General features: G+C 60.5%; 18 protein-coding genes. 13 read left to right on the top strand and 5 right to left on the bottom strand.

The genetic code is table 11. The annotated features are described in order from the left end of the window. The first annotated feature begins 898 nt into the window (after positions 1–898). The 5 genes from ACVJGD_RS10555 to ACVJGD_RS10535 all read left to right on the top strand — a co-directional run bounded on the left by ACVJGD_RS10555 (position 899) and on the right by ACVJGD_RS10535 (position 3,111). Positions 899–1,108: a cold-shock protein gene (locus ACVJGD_RS10555; RefSeq protein ID WP_456634293.1), complete on the top strand. Its 210-nt coding sequence runs from the start codon at positions 899–901 to the stop codon at positions 1,106–1,108. Positions 1,109–1,207: 99 nt separating this feature from the next. After that, a complete protein-coding gene (locus ACVJGD_RS10550; RefSeq protein ID WP_456634292.1) occupies positions 1,208–1,450 on the top strand; it encodes a transcriptional regulator in 243 nt (80 codons plus the stop codon). 293 nt (positions 1,451–1,743) lie between these two features. Next, complete coding sequence (locus ACVJGD_RS10545) at positions 1,744–1,974, top strand: hypothetical protein (RefSeq protein ID WP_456634291.1); 231 nt, start codon at positions 1,744–1,746, stop codon at positions 1,972–1,974. 478 nt (positions 1,975–2,452) lie between these two features. Further along, a complete protein-coding gene (locus ACVJGD_RS10540) occupies positions 2,453–2,650 on the top strand; it encodes a TenA/THI-4 family protein (RefSeq protein WP_456634290.1) in 198 nt (65 codons plus the stop codon). An 89-nt stretch (positions 2,651–2,739) separates the two neighbouring features. Next, positions 2,740–3,111, top strand: a complete 372-nt coding sequence (locus ACVJGD_RS10535; RefSeq protein WP_456634289.1) for a hypothetical protein — start codon at positions 2,740–2,742, stop codon at positions 3,109–3,111. 287 nt (positions 3,112–3,398) lie between these two features. On the opposite strand, the gene ACVJGD_RS10530 is transcribed toward ACVJGD_RS10535, so the two are convergent. Together ACVJGD_RS10530 and ACVJGD_RS10525 are read right to left on the bottom strand one after the other, a co-directional pair. Continuing rightward, positions 3,399–4,085, bottom strand: a complete 687-nt coding sequence (locus ACVJGD_RS10530) for a CPBP family intramembrane glutamic endopeptidase (protein ID WP_456634288.1) — start codon at positions 4,083–4,085, stop codon at positions 3,399–3,401. 33 nt (positions 4,086–4,118) lie between these two features. Beyond that, positions 4,119–5,375, bottom strand: a complete 1,257-nt coding sequence (locus tag ACVJGD_RS10525) for an acyltransferase family protein (protein WP_456634287.1) — start codon at positions 5,373–5,375, stop codon at positions 4,119–4,121. A gap of 165 nt (positions 5,376–5,540) precedes the next feature. Here ACVJGD_RS10525 and ACVJGD_RS10520 point away from each other — a divergent pair, with 165 nt between their 5' ends. The 8 genes from ACVJGD_RS10520 (at position 5,541) to ACVJGD_RS10485 (ending at position 10,746) form a co-directional block, all read left to right on the top strand. Then, a complete protein-coding gene (locus tag ACVJGD_RS10520; RefSeq protein WP_456640222.1) occupies positions 5,541–6,533 on the top strand; it encodes an alpha/beta hydrolase in 993 nt (330 codons plus the stop codon). Positions 6,534–6,627: 94 nt separating this feature from the next. Then, entirely contained in the window at positions 6,628–7,296 is a 669-nt protein-coding gene (locus ACVJGD_RS10515) for a bifunctional transcriptional activator/DNA repair enzyme AdaA (protein WP_456634286.1), read from the top strand. 18 nt (positions 7,297–7,314) lie between these two features. Further along, positions 7,315–7,785: a PaaI family thioesterase gene (locus ACVJGD_RS10510; protein WP_456634285.1), complete on the top strand. Its 471-nt coding sequence runs from the start codon at positions 7,315–7,317 to the stop codon at positions 7,783–7,785. A gap of 273 nt (positions 7,786–8,058) precedes the next feature. Beyond that, a complete protein-coding gene (locus ACVJGD_RS10505) occupies positions 8,059–8,565 on the top strand; it encodes a hypothetical protein (protein WP_456634284.1) in 507 nt (168 codons plus the stop codon). A 466-nt stretch (positions 8,566–9,031) separates the two neighbouring features. Next, positions 9,032–9,502 carry a methyltransferase family protein gene (locus ACVJGD_RS10500; protein WP_456634283.1) on the top strand — a complete coding sequence of 157 codons (471 nt, stop codon included), beginning with the start codon at positions 9,032–9,034 and terminating at the stop codon, positions 9,500–9,502. A 141-nt stretch (positions 9,503–9,643) separates the two neighbouring features. Continuing rightward, positions 9,644–9,928, top strand: coding sequence for a GYD domain-containing protein (locus ACVJGD_RS10495; RefSeq protein ID WP_456634282.1), 285 nt, complete (start codon positions 9,644–9,646; stop codon positions 9,926–9,928). A 169-nt stretch (positions 9,929–10,097) separates the two neighbouring features. After that, positions 10,098–10,385, top strand: coding sequence for a type II toxin-antitoxin system ParD family antitoxin (locus tag ACVJGD_RS10490; RefSeq protein ID WP_456640221.1), 288 nt, complete (start codon positions 10,098–10,100; stop codon positions 10,383–10,385). Beyond that, entirely contained in the window at positions 10,345–10,746 is a 402-nt protein-coding gene (locus ACVJGD_RS10485; RefSeq protein WP_456634281.1) for a type II toxin-antitoxin system RelE/ParE family toxin, read from the top strand. Before ACVJGD_RS10490 ends, ACVJGD_RS10485 begins: the two co-directional genes overlap by 41 nt. A 233-nt stretch (positions 10,747–10,979) precedes the next feature. On the opposite strand, the gene ACVJGD_RS10480 is transcribed toward ACVJGD_RS10485, so the two are convergent. From ACVJGD_RS10480 to ACVJGD_RS10470, 3 genes are all read right to left on the bottom strand, one after another. Then, on the bottom strand, positions 10,980–11,132 hold the full coding sequence (locus ACVJGD_RS10480) for a hypothetical protein (RefSeq protein ID WP_456634280.1): 153 nt from the start codon (positions 11,130–11,132) through the stop codon (positions 10,980–10,982). A 35-nt stretch (positions 11,133–11,167) separates the two neighbouring features. Continuing rightward, entirely contained in the window at positions 11,168–11,641 is a 474-nt protein-coding gene (locus tag ACVJGD_RS10475; RefSeq protein ID WP_456634279.1) for an N-acetyltransferase family protein, read from the bottom strand. 125 nt (positions 11,642–11,766) lie between these two features. Then, the gene (locus ACVJGD_RS10470) at positions 11,767–12,324 is read right to left on the bottom strand and encodes a pyridoxamine 5'-phosphate oxidase family protein (RefSeq protein WP_456634278.1); all 558 of its coding nucleotides are present in this window, start codon (positions 12,322–12,324) and stop codon (positions 11,767–11,769) included. Positions 12,325–12,355 lie beyond the last annotated feature (31 nt).

The following is a 12,355-nucleotide window of genomic DNA, read 5'->3' as shown; positions in this document are numbered from 1 at the left end:
TATAATCAGCGAGAGCAGCCATCGTTCCATGGCGCATTGTGGGCCGATCTCAGCGCCACTTTTGTGGATCCCGCTGCTTGCCCGAGCCTCTATTGCGGCGGCTTCAGTTCGCCACCGAACCAGCCTAGCACTTCGGAACCGATTGGATCTGCAGCGGCCTGAGCTTCATTGACGAGCCCGCATTTCCGACACCTCAAGGTCCAGTGCTCGAAGCCTGGTCTTCCCGGCACGACATGGAGTACCTCCATTCGGGCCTGACACATCGGGCAGCGGGGCCGCACTGTTTCGCGGGGCGAAAGCTTGTTGATGAGTTGCGCATCGGGCATACGGCACTCCCTGTTTTGCGGCGGGAGCACAACACTCTCAGTCACCGATGGACGCCGAACATTGAGCGGTGATGATCGTAGTATACACGCAGACAAGCCCCGCGTATGTCAAAAAGTGTACGCTGCAGTCGCGCGTTTCGTTTGCACGACCCCCTGGGCGGGAGTCAGCTAGTTCTGTCCTGTTCTGGCGATGATGTCGGCACGTGGTGCTGTCCCGCGCTTGTTGTTGTCGGCTGGCTTTCTGACCGGAGCCGCGATCAGTCCGTCTCGAACAGCCTGCTTGCGTGCCAGCTTGCGCAACGGGCGGAAATAGCCAGCCTCTTTTTGCAAGAACTTCGACTGAGCAGCTTGTCCTCATTTGCAGCCAGCGATGCTGCATCGAATGGAGAAGTTCCTTCCGTCAGGCCTATTTTGCCTGCGGCGCTTGTAATGGAGTGCCAAGGCCTGTAGGTTGTGTCGGTTCGATTAGCCGCTGTGCCTTTCTGAATGTGCCCGCGGGCTCTTTCCCAAAGACATCGACCAGTTGAATGGATCGCGTGACGGTCACGCGAATATGCTTTGGAGAAGAGAGAATGCCGATAGGTACTGTGAAGTGGTTCAACGGTCAGAAGGGCTTTGGTTTTATTCAGCCCAACGATGGCGGGAACGATGTGTTCGTTCACATCAGTGCCGTTGAACGGGCGGGTCTTTCCGGCCTTGCCGAAGGCCAGAAGGTGGCCTTTGAAATCAAGACGGACAAAATGCGGGGCAAGGTAAGCGCGGAGAATCTGTCGCTGGCTTGAACCGTTCGCGCCATTTCACGGATGTACTGAAATGGCGGTATTGCCCGCTCGATCCCGGGATTGAGCGGGCTTTGCGTTGTTGCGGATTGAGAAGACAAGATGGCCGACAGGAAATCCGCTGAAGCATCCCCGGAAAGCATCGCGCGCGCTAACCGGCAACGTCTTGCATCGGAAGAAGGTGCGCGAGCGATGGCGGACATCCAGCAACAGGCCATTGCGGTGCGTAAGAACATGGAGCGTCTTCGCGCCCTGAGAGAGGCCAGGGAAGCCGAGGAAGCGACAGCTCAAACGGCTCGTCCGGACGTCTCGAACAAGAAGCGCAAGAAGGCGCTCTCCAAGTAGCGCTTACGTTCGGCTCTAGCTTTGATCCGGCCTACGTAAGGAACCGATCGCCAAGCGCTGCGCTCTTCGTTGTCATGACACCTCTTTTCTGCAATCGGCGGCCGAGCCGCGTCGTCGCTATGGCTCGTGCACGAAGCGGAGTAGGTCCCTAGCGGTGGGACCGCAACATGTGACAGCAATGTGGCCTCACTGCGCGAGCGTGCGCAGATGAGTGTCAAGCCATTGACTTCCAGCGCTCAGGGGCACAGTGCGAAACTCATCTGACGCTCATTTCCTATGGAGTAGGCGGACACATGGCGAAGAGCACGCGGACTGCACCCACCAACGAGGCAGGGCAAACCATTACATTTTCGCTGGCGGTCGGGCCGCTCAGGCAAGCGTGCCGACTCCAGACGACGTTTCGGACCCAGAACCAGGCTCTCAGCTACCTGCACAGACATCGAACCGAGTTCGAGAATATCGCCCGCGCGAGGCTTGCTCGCGGCGAGATCGAAGACGGCGTGGTCCAACTCGTGATGCTCTAAGCTTCGCTGGTCCGTGGGCTAGAGATCGGCGCTGACAATCTTTTTACCTGAACGGTTGGTTCCCGAGTCCAGGAGTAGCCGTCTATCGCCGCCACTGCGCGCGTGATATGCTCGTTCGAGCCGGTGCGGAAACAACGTCCAAAGCAAGCGTATCGACGTGATCCCGGGCCGGCGGGTGAATCGATTGCAATGCAACCTTCGTCCGGCGTTCAGCCACAATGGCATTGCCATGCGCTTGAGGAAGGAGGGTGCCCTGCGAGCGCGGGCACATCCTCGGATACGCGATCCGTAAGTCGCGTTCACGTTCGATCGACGAGGACGACCACGGCAAATATGCGCTCGTGAAGGAAGACAGCAACTGCTTGTTGCTGACGCCCCGACGGCGGCTTGCAACGCGCTGATGCAAGGACCGGATGAGGTTTGAAACCTCTCGCTCAAGGCGAACTAATTGTGCGGAACGTAACGAGGAGCACTGATCATGGCGCAGCTCGATGACTTCAGATTAATCCGGGAGATCGTTGCGGCCGGCCGCCCCAGGGCGGTGATCGAACACCTTGATCAGACCAGATATCAGCGCCTCGTCGAGTTGGGCTGGCTGAAGGTATTTTCTTATGACCTCGGCCATGTGTCCTATCAGGTGACCGAACGCGGGAGAGCCGCCGCCGCGCGCTCCTGAAGGCAAACGTTCCCAAAAGGCAAGGGGCAATCAAGTCCAGGAAGCCGCCAGCCGACACGGAGACTTTGTGCTCCGACAGGAAACAAGACATGGTCGATTTCAAGAAGCTGGAAGAATTTGCGAGAATCGGCCGCGACTTCATCAGTCTGCAGTTCAGGCTCACGCCGGGCGACGTGACCCAGTCTATCGATCGCCTCTGGGTTCTTGGTTATTGTTTCGGAGTTCTTGATGCTGTCGGGCAGCGCGCGCAGCTACAGGAATCGGTCGAGAGGCTGGCGCTCGTTGCTGTCGGCTTCTTCCTCCTGATGTCCGACGACGCCAAAGGCGCCGACATGATGCGACAGGCGCTCAACAAGCAGGAGGACCCGCGCTTCGTCGAGGGCTCGCTGCGCGGAGGAAACGATATGCTCGCGTGGCTTGCCGATACAACAAAGGTGCCGAATGGACTATCGGCCGCCTGAGCAATGGCGGCGGGGCTGCAGGCTGATGCAGTGGAAGCATCCACAATAGTCCATGAGGACCGCTGCTGGCGCGGAAGGCGCCACCCCTAAGACGAAAGGGCCGCTGATTTCTCAGCGGCCCTTGCCGGCTAACAAATCGCTTCGGAATGAAATTGGCCCCGGCGACAGCAACCTTAGCGGTATCGTAGTCCCAATTGGATTCCGGAGAATCACGGTGGCCCCGTTGTGAACACCTCTGGTGGGGGGTGCTCCCCGCTGTGAGCACCCCCGGAACCCAATCGGACGCATCATGGGCTGCGATCCCGTGATTTGCGACCGTGTGCCGCGGTGCGGAGCAGCCCGATAGTATCGGTAGCCGCGTGAGCGACGATATTGGCGAGGAGATCCTGCCGCCAGATGAAGAACAGCGTCAGCACTGCGCCGCTCACGACAAATGCAACGACCGGTCCCCAGCCCCACAGCCGCAAGTGCACGAGCGCGAACAGCGCGACTGTGGCGAGGCCGGCGACCGTGTAACTGCCGGTCAGTTCCGCGATGCGCTCAAGGGCATAGCCACGAAACAGCGTTTCCTCAGCAATGCCCGCGGTGATCGCGGCGAGGATCAGGAACCACGCAGGCAAGCGTGACAGCCTTGCCAATCCGGTTTCAAATCCGCCGAGCTGCAGCCGCGCCAGCACGTGGACCTCGGCCGGAAGGAGCACCCACACGAAGAACAGGGTGAGGGCCGCGCCCCAGGCGAGCGACGCCGGCCCAAAGCCGCGCCAGCCGATCGAAGCAAGCGGCCGCGCCTCCCAGAACAGGACGACGGCGATCACGCCGCCGACCATGGCGAGCAAGCAGAGTTGGTCGACCACACGGGTAATCAGCGCATCCTCGTCCCCGAGCAGCCGATGCGCTGGGCTGGCAAGCAACGCCGGTCCTCCGAGCGCGAGCGAAAGGCCTGCGAGAGTGGGGACGACGCCCGGCTCGATCATGAATTACTAGCCTTTGCGCTTGGACGTGCGCACCTAGACGCGTGCTTGCTCGACCTGAATCGTGTCTCCATTGGCGAGCGAAGCGTCTTCGGCAAAGGGCCTGCCACGGATCCTCGCGGCGAACGTCTTGCCGAGTTTATGTGTCGGAGCCTCGATGAGATAGTGCAGCGCCAAGGAGCACAGCGTCGCCGCGGAAAATGCGACAATGATGCAGAGCCATGCTCTGATCCCGTAAGCGAGCATGACAGTCATGAGAGCATATCCCGCTACGCCGTGGACGACGTACAAAGGATAGCTGATCCTCGACCAGAACGGCAGTGTAGGTACGCGGGCAATGAGTTTCGAGTGCTTCATTGCCAGAGCAAACAGGAATACTGCCAGGCAATAGCTGGGTATGTGCTCGCGTAGCTTGAACATCCCGTAGAATTCGGCGACGGCGAACGCCGTCAACAAGGCCAGAACAAGGGTCAGCGTGTTACGCGCGTCGAGCAGGTTCCGATGGTAATAGTTGAACGCGACCCCGATGAACATGAACGCCAGGAAGGGTGAGCTCAGCGCTACGGTGTTCAGGTGAATGCTTGGCGAGATCGGCAGGTAGTTTCCTAGAAAGAGAGCGATCGCGAACAGAAGAACCGGGACAGCAAACACCTTCAGGGATCCATCCCGAAGCCAAGGGCCGATGACTGCGCAGACAACATAAAACTTCAGTTCGATCTCCAGCGTCCAGACGATGCCGTCCAGATTCTTGACCCAGAGGAAATCCCGCACGCCGAGAAGGTACGCGATTAGGACTTCTCCCGCGGCGTGCGGGAATGGCGTTCCGATGATCCAGTTCGCGGCCGCGACGGTCGCGAGCGTGATCGATAGGCCGATGAGATAGGTCGGATAGAGGCGCAACACGCGCGCGATCAGGAAGTCGGCTCTGCGGTAGTTGGCAAACGAAAATGGAATGACGAAGCCGCTGATCAGAAAGAACACGGCAACGCCGAACCCGCCCCAATTGAAGTACGGGATTTGCAGCCATTGAACGTAGATTGGAATGGCAGCGTGCAGTTCCGGGAGGCCGGTGACGGGTGGAATGTACTCCTGTTTGGTCCAGAAAGTGCTGAGATAGTGGCTAACCACCACGCATAGCGCGGCGATGCCCCTCAGACGGTCTGCGAATACGATTTTCCCCGACATCGTTCCGGTGCGCCCCCTCGAACGCAACCCTTGTGTAACGCACCGGTGGGACCGTTGCCAGCCGTTCCAGATGTCGTCGTCCGACTCGGCTTCGCGTTCCAGGATCACTCGCTTCTCCTGGAACACGCGCGACGTGGAACCGCAGTCTACGTCTTGGCTTGGCCGCCCTTTTCTCGCCGCCATCATGATCCAGGAAACTTGAGGGGGCCCGCCTTGCGAGGCAGTTTCTGAAGGTCCTGCGTGATCGTCCGACATTTGCAGCAACATGAAGTGATGACGTCCCGCCGCGCGTTGCTGCGCGGGCTTGCGTCGTCGGCCGGCGTGCTCGCGCTCGGCGGATGCGCCAGCCTGGGCGCGACCGGCACGCCCTACGACGCGTCGTCGCTGTCGGTGGACCCCACGCTGCTTGTCGCGACCACGCGCAAGCGCGTGAACGGTGGGCGCGCGAAGCCCTGGTTCGGGCCGGACCGGGCCTCCACGATGACCGTCGCAAGGGCGAAGCTGGTGCCACCGGACGAGAGCCGCTTCTCTCTGGCGGCAGCCGGGCTCGGCGATTGGCGTATTGATCAGGTCGAGCCGGTTTCGGGAGACGTCAGCGATCTTCTCGGGCAGCCCGGTGGCGGCGGTTCAGACGTCCTGATCTACGTGCACGGCTTCAAACAGACGTTCCAGACGGCAGCGCTCGATGCCGCCCACCTTTCCGATGGCATCAAGTTCCGCGGCCAGACGATGGTGTTCTCCTGGCCCTCCAAGGCGGGATTGTTCGACTACGCCTACGACCGCGACAGCGCCATGTGGTCCCGCGATGACTTCGAGCGCGTGCTTCAGGCCGTCGTGACGCCTCCGGGCGTCGGCCGCGTCCACATCGTCGCGCACAGCATGGGAACCATGCTGGCGCTTGAAAGCCTGCGCCAGCTCCATGACCGATATGGCGACACCGTTGACGGCAGGATCGGCGCCGTGGTGTTCGCCTCGCCTGACATCGACATGGATGTGTTCTCGTCGGCGATCAATCGCATCGGGCCGCTCGCCCGCAAGATCACGGTCATCACCGCAACGAACGACCGTGCGCTCGCACTCTCCGGGCAACTCGCCGGCGGGATGACACGGGTGGGAGCGGCCGAGAAAGCCGTCATCGAGAAGCTCGGCGTGCGCGTGGTCGATGCGTCCGACTCGGGCTGGGGCATCATCAACCACGATCTGTTCCTGTCGAATGCGGAAGTGCGGCGGGTGATCCGTCGCCAGATCGACGCCTCGGCGGTGTGAACGCGGCTTTCGCCTAGCCGCAACGCGAGCGCATTGCGGCCGCGGGCCGCCAACTCGTCGGTCTTCGAAATCCGATGCTCTATCCCGCTGAGCTATGACCGCTCGCCGCCTGGCCGCGGTCGTTTTCGGACCTGATCTTCGGCAATGGCTCGCTACATGCGGCAATGGTCGCTATAGCAATCGCATGCTCGACTTCGCCGCACAATATGAGGCATTTCGGCGCCGCGATCCGGCGTGGGACGGGCAGGTGTTTGTGGCGGTCAAGACAACAGGAGTGTATTGCCGGCCGGTCTGCCCGGTGCGAACGCCGCTCTCTCGGAATGTGAGGTTTTATCGGAGCGCCGCTGCCGCTGAACATGCGGGTTTTCGACCTTGCCTCCGCTGTCGTCCTGAGGCGGCTCCATTCTGCCCGGCGTGGAAGGGGACCAGGACGACGGTCGAGCGTGCGCTGGCGCTCATCGAAAATGGTGCGCTTGATCGGAGCAATATCGCAGCATTGGCCGATCGTCTCGGAGTAGGGGCCCGGCACCTTGCGCGGCTGTTTGCCGAGCACCTCGACGCATCGCCCCTGCAAGTCGCGCTTTCACGTCGTGTTCAACGTGCAAAGCGTCTCCTCGATGAAAGCGATCTTCCAATCCCTCTCATAGCCAAGCGTGCCGGGTTTTCGAGTGCAAGGCGCATGAGAGCATCTTTCAACCGGATCTATGGCCGGTCACCATCAGCTTTCCGGAAGAAAGCATCGCCAAAGACGATAGCGAACTGAGCGAGACGGAGCGATACGATGCTTACCAAGACCTTTGGGACGGTGGATGCCGAGACACAGAAGACGATGAGTGGGCTGGAGTTTGTGCAGGGCCTTGCCAGCGGCACGATTCCTCTCAACACCTTGGCGCAAACGTTGGGATACGACGTGGCCGAAGCTACACGCGGTCGCGTTGTCGTGACGCTCATTCCAACTGATGCCCACCTGAACCCGGCCGGCACCGTCCATGGCGGCCTCACGGCGACGCTGCTTGATAGCTGTATGGGGCTCGCCGTCCAATCGATGCTGGACAAGGGCGTGGCTCAGACAACGCTCGAATTCAAGATTTCGCTCGTGCGCCCAATCACGCCGGAAACAGGCCGGATCAGGGCCGAAGGAATGGTCTTGAATTGTGGGCGCCGCATCGGCACCGCCGAGGGGCGCGTCACGGACGGCAAGGGCCGATTGCTTGCTCATGGCACAACGACGTGCCTCATCTTTCCGAGTTGAACCACGGATGCCCGGCGTACCCGGATCGTAGAACCGGGAGTTCAAAGGAATTTGGACTATCGAAGACCTGGATGAGTTCTCCGGACAAGGTCATCTCCGCAACAGCCAGCGAGATCAGCCGGGAGTTCCTTTGCGCTACATCAAAAACGCGTTTGGGTTATTGCGGTAAGAAAGCATCGTAGCCGGACAACCAGTTTGCCGAGGCTGTTGAGGTTATGGGGCCCGGCCTCCTAGGCACCCCGAGCCCCGCCTGGTCTGAGCAAGGAGGCTCCCATGTCAGCAAACAGCTACGCCGATGATCTGGGTTCCGCCGTGCACTACGCGCTGGAAACGACCCACGCGATAGCGGTATGCCCCTTCCACTTGGACGTGACGATCCGTATCGGTGACGACGCGGCTGAAAGCCATGCTGTTGCGCGTGCCAGGAAGCTCATCAAGAGCGATGGCACGACGTGGGATGGAGACGTTCTTCGGCGAGAGTTTGCATACCAACTCGGCAAGGCCGCTGACCGTCATTGTCCCCACTGCGTCGTGCCGGGCGTCGCGCCGGCAATTTGTGACGATGCTGACGTCAATCCTTCCCTTCCTCCTTTCGGCGGCGACGATAGGGAAGCGATGCCATGGCTTCAGGAGGAACCGCAATTTGCCTGCGAGGGCTGCGGCGATCTCGTCACCCTCGAAAAGGCGAAGCTGCGCGGAAATATCAGCAGCGGCGACAATGCTTGGAACGGCTTGCTCAAACGCTTGAAGAGGCGAGCGAAGGTCGCGCTAGCATCCTGAACGAGGTTCAACCCAGGCTAACGTTGCCACAGTCGCGGACCCATGGCGACGCAGGGGGAGCCGTCCGGCTATTCCACCCTGCCATCGGTCAGGTGCTTCAGCATCGCCTCAGATGCATTCTCGGCTTCAGCGAAGGTCTTGAACGGCGACCCGCCCACTCTGATCGCAGGCCTGTTCAGATCGATGGGACGCCACGAGGGCAACAAAGCCGGGCTGTCCGTGAAGGCCGGGGCCGCTCCGACTCTCGTTGCTGATCACGAACGGGAAGCGTGGCTTTTCGCGCTCCAAATTTGGAAGGCTTCCATCGGACCGATGATGCGGCTGAACTGCATGATGCATCCGAAGCCACATAGGACGCTTCTCCGATTCGGAAAAAATGCAGCGCCATTGACGTAACGACCGTTTACGCTTGCAAATGGTCTTCGGCTGGCCACATCAAAAGGAGTCCAGGTTCACCGGACCCGCCATGGCTGACACGGCAGACACTGCGAATGTCATTGTCCGGCCCCCGATCGCGTGGGCGCTCGCGGTGATTGCCGGGCTCGCGCTCAACTGGCTCATGCCTTTGCCGTTCTTGCCGGGCGTGGTTGCTGCAGGCTGGCTCGGCGCGATGGTGTTTGTCCTTGCGGTGGCGCTGGTCGCGTGGGCGATCACTACCATGACCCGGGCCGGCTCGAATGTGCCCACCAACTTGCCGTCCACGACCATCGTGGAGACTGGCCCCTACCGCTTCACGCGCAACCCCATCTATCTCGGCATGGTACTGGGGCTCATCGGCTTGGCCATTGCCTTCAATGACCTCTGGCTGTTGATGACGCTGGTGCCCTTCGCGCTTGTCATCCGCTACGGTGTGATCACCCGGGAGGAAGCCTATCTCGAGCGCAAGTTCGGGAACGTCTATCGCCGCTACCGCGCGCGGGTGCGGCGCTGGCTGTAGGGCTGGTCGGGCAAAATGCCGGGCCGGGGAGGCCGTTTCTTGCCGTTCCCGCTACGCACAGCGACATGGCACCGGTCCCTGGAAGGCGTATAATTGCGCGGTTCCTTCGCGCATCATGATCGACATCATGTGGAGGTAGCCATGAAATATGTGCTGCTTGGTAATCTGAGCCCGGAGTGGGCAAGCAAGCAATCGGAGCGGATCGGCAAGGCCAAGGCAAAACTCGACAAGCTGGGCATCAAGGTCGAGTCGATCCACTACACGCAGGGCTATTACGATTTCGTCGATATCGTCGATGCCCCGAATGAGGGAGCGATGCTCGCGTTCTCCGTCTGGTACGCCACTCAGGGCCTGGGACGGATCCAGAGCATGCCGGCCTTCGACGCAAAGAGCTTCGAAGCCGCGCTCAAGGACGCGGCGAGCTAAGCGCCGGGTGGTGGCTCACGCATTCCTGCGCGAGGTGCGGCATTCTTCGAGAGCGCAGCAGCACCGAGCACAGAACAAGGCACGCGCCGAAATCGGGGTTGAGGCGACCGAACGGCGATGGCATATTATGCCATTCCGCCCGGTTTCTCGAACGATCGAAAGGACGCCAATGCCAACGAGAAATGTGGTGCTGACGGAGCGCCAGGAAGAACTCATTGACGCTCTCGTCAAGTCCGGTCGCTACCAGAACGCCAGCGAAGTGCTGCGTGACGGGTTGCGGTTGGTGGAGCAACGTGAGGCGGAGGACGCCGGCAAGCTGAAGGCCCTCCGGGCCGCGGCTCGTCTCGGCGTTGGCGCACTGGATCGAGGCGAATTCAAAGAATTTAGGAGTATCGAAGATCTGCAAGCCTATCTGAATGACCTCTCGGAGAAGGTCATCTCCGGAACAGGCGAATAGAGCCCTTATGGCCGAGCACAGATGGCGCGTCCATCTCGGCGCCACTGCCGAAGTCGACTTTGCGAACATCCTGAAATGGACCACTGAGAATTTTGGCGCGCGACAATCGCGCGTCTATCGGGACACGCTCGTTCAGGCGATTGGTGAACTTGCCGACGGCCCTGATGTTGCAGGCTCCCAAGCCCGAGACGAGATCATGCCGGGTCTTCGCACGCTCCACGTTGCGCGACGCGGTCGTCGCGGAAGCCACTTCCTCATGTACCGGGTGGGGCCAAAGAGCACGATCGAAATCGTACGCATTCTCCACGACAGGATGGACCTTCAGCGCCACGTTCCATTTGCCCCCGACGAGGACAAATAGAGCGCCAGGCGACTTCCCACCATGGGGGCCAAAAACGTACTGCTGCGCACGTTCGCTGCCGCTTCGAGCGGAAAGCCGGCCGTTTTTGGAGTGCCCGGTACCGTACCGAAGTGGCGCGCTCGGAGAGATTCGAACTCCCGTTGGGGTGATCTCCGATGCCAATTTGGCGCTTGCCGCGCCCATTCGGTCTGAAGGATCGCCATGCCATGATCAACTCGTCGCGGTAGATGCCGCTAAAGAAGGCGCTCGCAGCGATCGTCATCGATCGCCGACAGATGCAGTGCCTCATGCCATCGGCCCACCAAAGTTTCGTACCCTTCGGTCCGCTCGATCACCATGACAAACGCCAGATTGGCCTTAGACGCCTTCTCTATGAAGTTCGCCATGACGCCGGCTCCGAAGCGGGTTGGAAATGTCGGGTTTATAATTCCATGTGCACGATCTCTATAGGCTCGCCACCAAGACCGTGGGAGAAATAGCCTCTTCCGATGCTTCGGAAGCCGCACTTTCGGTAGAAGCCTTCGGCATTGATCGTCGCTTCGAGTCTTATCGGTCCGTTGTGGCCCAACCGCGCCTGGGCGATACCGATTTCGAGCAGGCGCCGGCCGATTCCAGACCCCGCGGTTTCGGGCAGGACAAACAGCCTGGTTACTTCGCCGGGTTCGGCGTCGACAAATCCGACCGCAACGCCGCTTCGCAGGCATATGGTCATTCGTCCCCTGGCGATGAGTTCCTCATAAAACGCTGGCGTGCGCTCACCCATCCAGTTCTCCAGTTGCGCCCGCGAATAAGAGGCCCCTGCAAGGCCGCGGATCGATGCCTGAGTGATGTTGAAAACCGTTGCAGCGTCGTCGCGGCGAGCCGCTCTGAAGGAAAAGTCGCCGTCGAGTATCATGAGAGTCAGACTCCAGGAGTCTCTTTTACCCCTATCGGGTCTGCGGAACTGGATTGATGGCAATCCATGGCGGAGTCAATTGGGACGTGATTTTCTCTGCCGGGAGGAAGCATCTCCGCTCCGGATCAGTCTCGGCGCCGTGGTCCTGGCCCGGCCGCTTCCGATTGGGCGTGAGGGTCTGCAATTGGCGTCTTCGTCCGGTCTTTTGCGGGCCATTGTTCGGAAAGCGGCGGCAGCGGCTGTTCCTTGCCGGTCATGCGCCCGACAGCGATCGCATAGACGGTGATGGCATCGATCCGCGGAAAAAACCCCTTGGGTCGCCTCGTCTCCGGCTTGCCGTATTTTTGCATCAAGGCCTCGCAGAATCGTTGCTTGGTTTCCCTGTCGTCGACGATCCGTGCCCGGCCGAACATGCATACGCTTCGATAGGCGAGGCCAGAGTCGCATTCGAACCTGCCATAGTCAAAGACACCTTCCCGTTCATCGATCTCAAAGCAAACGCGGCCGTCCCTTTCGATGTTCGAGCGCAAATGTCCTCTTGCGCTCGTGGTGTGCAAATACACTTCGTTGTCGATCCAGACGTACAGGAGCGGGATGCAATATGGGAAGCCATCCTCGCTCACCGTTGCGAGATGGCCGCTATAGCCCTGTGCCAGCGTCTGAAGCGCACGTTCATCGGACATGGCCCGGTCTGCGCGACGGATTTGCGGTGAG

Source organism: Bradyrhizobium sp. USDA 10063, from assembly GCF_054063735.1.
The sequence above is the reverse complement of the archived record's forward strand: the minus strand, read 5'-3'. Positions and strand labels throughout refer to the sequence as shown.

Bases quoted from the DNA above. Each gene is read 5' to 3' on its own strand.
- ACVJGD_RS10555 (WP_456634293.1), top strand. From the start codon at position 899: ATGCCGATAGGTACTGTGAAGTGGTTCAACGGTCAGAAGGGCTTTGGT.
- ACVJGD_RS10550 (WP_456634292.1), top strand. From the start codon at position 1,208: ATGGCCGACAGGAAATCCGCTGAAGCATCCCCGGAAAGCATCGCGCGC.
- ACVJGD_RS10545 (WP_456634291.1), top strand. From the start codon at position 1,744: ATGGCGAAGAGCACGCGGACTGCACCCACCAACGAGGCAGGGCAAACC.
- ACVJGD_RS10540 (WP_456634290.1), top strand. From the start codon at position 2,453: ATGGCGCAGCTCGATGACTTCAGATTAATCCGGGAGATCGTTGCGGCC.
- ACVJGD_RS10535 (WP_456634289.1), top strand. From the start codon at position 2,740: ATGGTCGATTTCAAGAAGCTGGAAGAATTTGCGAGAATCGGCCGCGAC.
- ACVJGD_RS10530 (WP_456634288.1), bottom strand. From the start codon at position 4,085: ATGATCGAGCCGGGCGTCGTCCCCACTCTCGCAGGCCTTTCGCTCGCG.
- ACVJGD_RS10520 (WP_456640222.1), top strand. From the start codon at position 5,541: ATGACGTCCCGCCGCGCGTTGCTGCGCGGGCTTGCGTCGTCGGCCGGC.
- ACVJGD_RS10515 (WP_456634286.1), top strand. From the start codon at position 6,628: ATGACCGCTCGCCGCCTGGCCGCGGTCGTTTTCGGACCTGATCTTCGG.
- ACVJGD_RS10510 (WP_456634285.1), top strand. From the start codon at position 7,315: ATGCTTACCAAGACCTTTGGGACGGTGGATGCCGAGACACAGAAGACG.
- ACVJGD_RS10505 (WP_456634284.1), top strand. From the start codon at position 8,059: ATGTCAGCAAACAGCTACGCCGATGATCTGGGTTCCGCCGTGCACTAC.
- ACVJGD_RS10500 (WP_456634283.1), top strand. From the start codon at position 9,032: ATGGCTGACACGGCAGACACTGCGAATGTCATTGTCCGGCCCCCGATC.
- ACVJGD_RS10495 (WP_456634282.1), top strand. From the start codon at position 9,644: ATGAAATATGTGCTGCTTGGTAATCTGAGCCCGGAGTGGGCAAGCAAG.
- ACVJGD_RS10490 (WP_456640221.1), top strand. From the start codon at position 10,098: ATGCCAACGAGAAATGTGGTGCTGACGGAGCGCCAGGAAGAACTCATT.
- ACVJGD_RS10485 (WP_456634281.1), top strand. From the start codon at position 10,345: ATGACCTCTCGGAGAAGGTCATCTCCGGAACAGGCGAATAGAGCCCTT.
- ACVJGD_RS10480 (WP_456634280.1), bottom strand. From the start codon at position 11,132: ATGGCGAACTTCATAGAGAAGGCGTCTAAGGCCAATCTGGCGTTTGTC.
- ACVJGD_RS10475 (WP_456634279.1), bottom strand. From the start codon at position 11,641: ATGATACTCGACGGCGACTTTTCCTTCAGAGCGGCTCGCCGCGACGAC.
- ACVJGD_RS10470 (WP_456634278.1), bottom strand. From the start codon at position 12,324: ATGTCCGATGAACGTGCGCTTCAGACGCTGGCACAGGGCTATAGCGGC.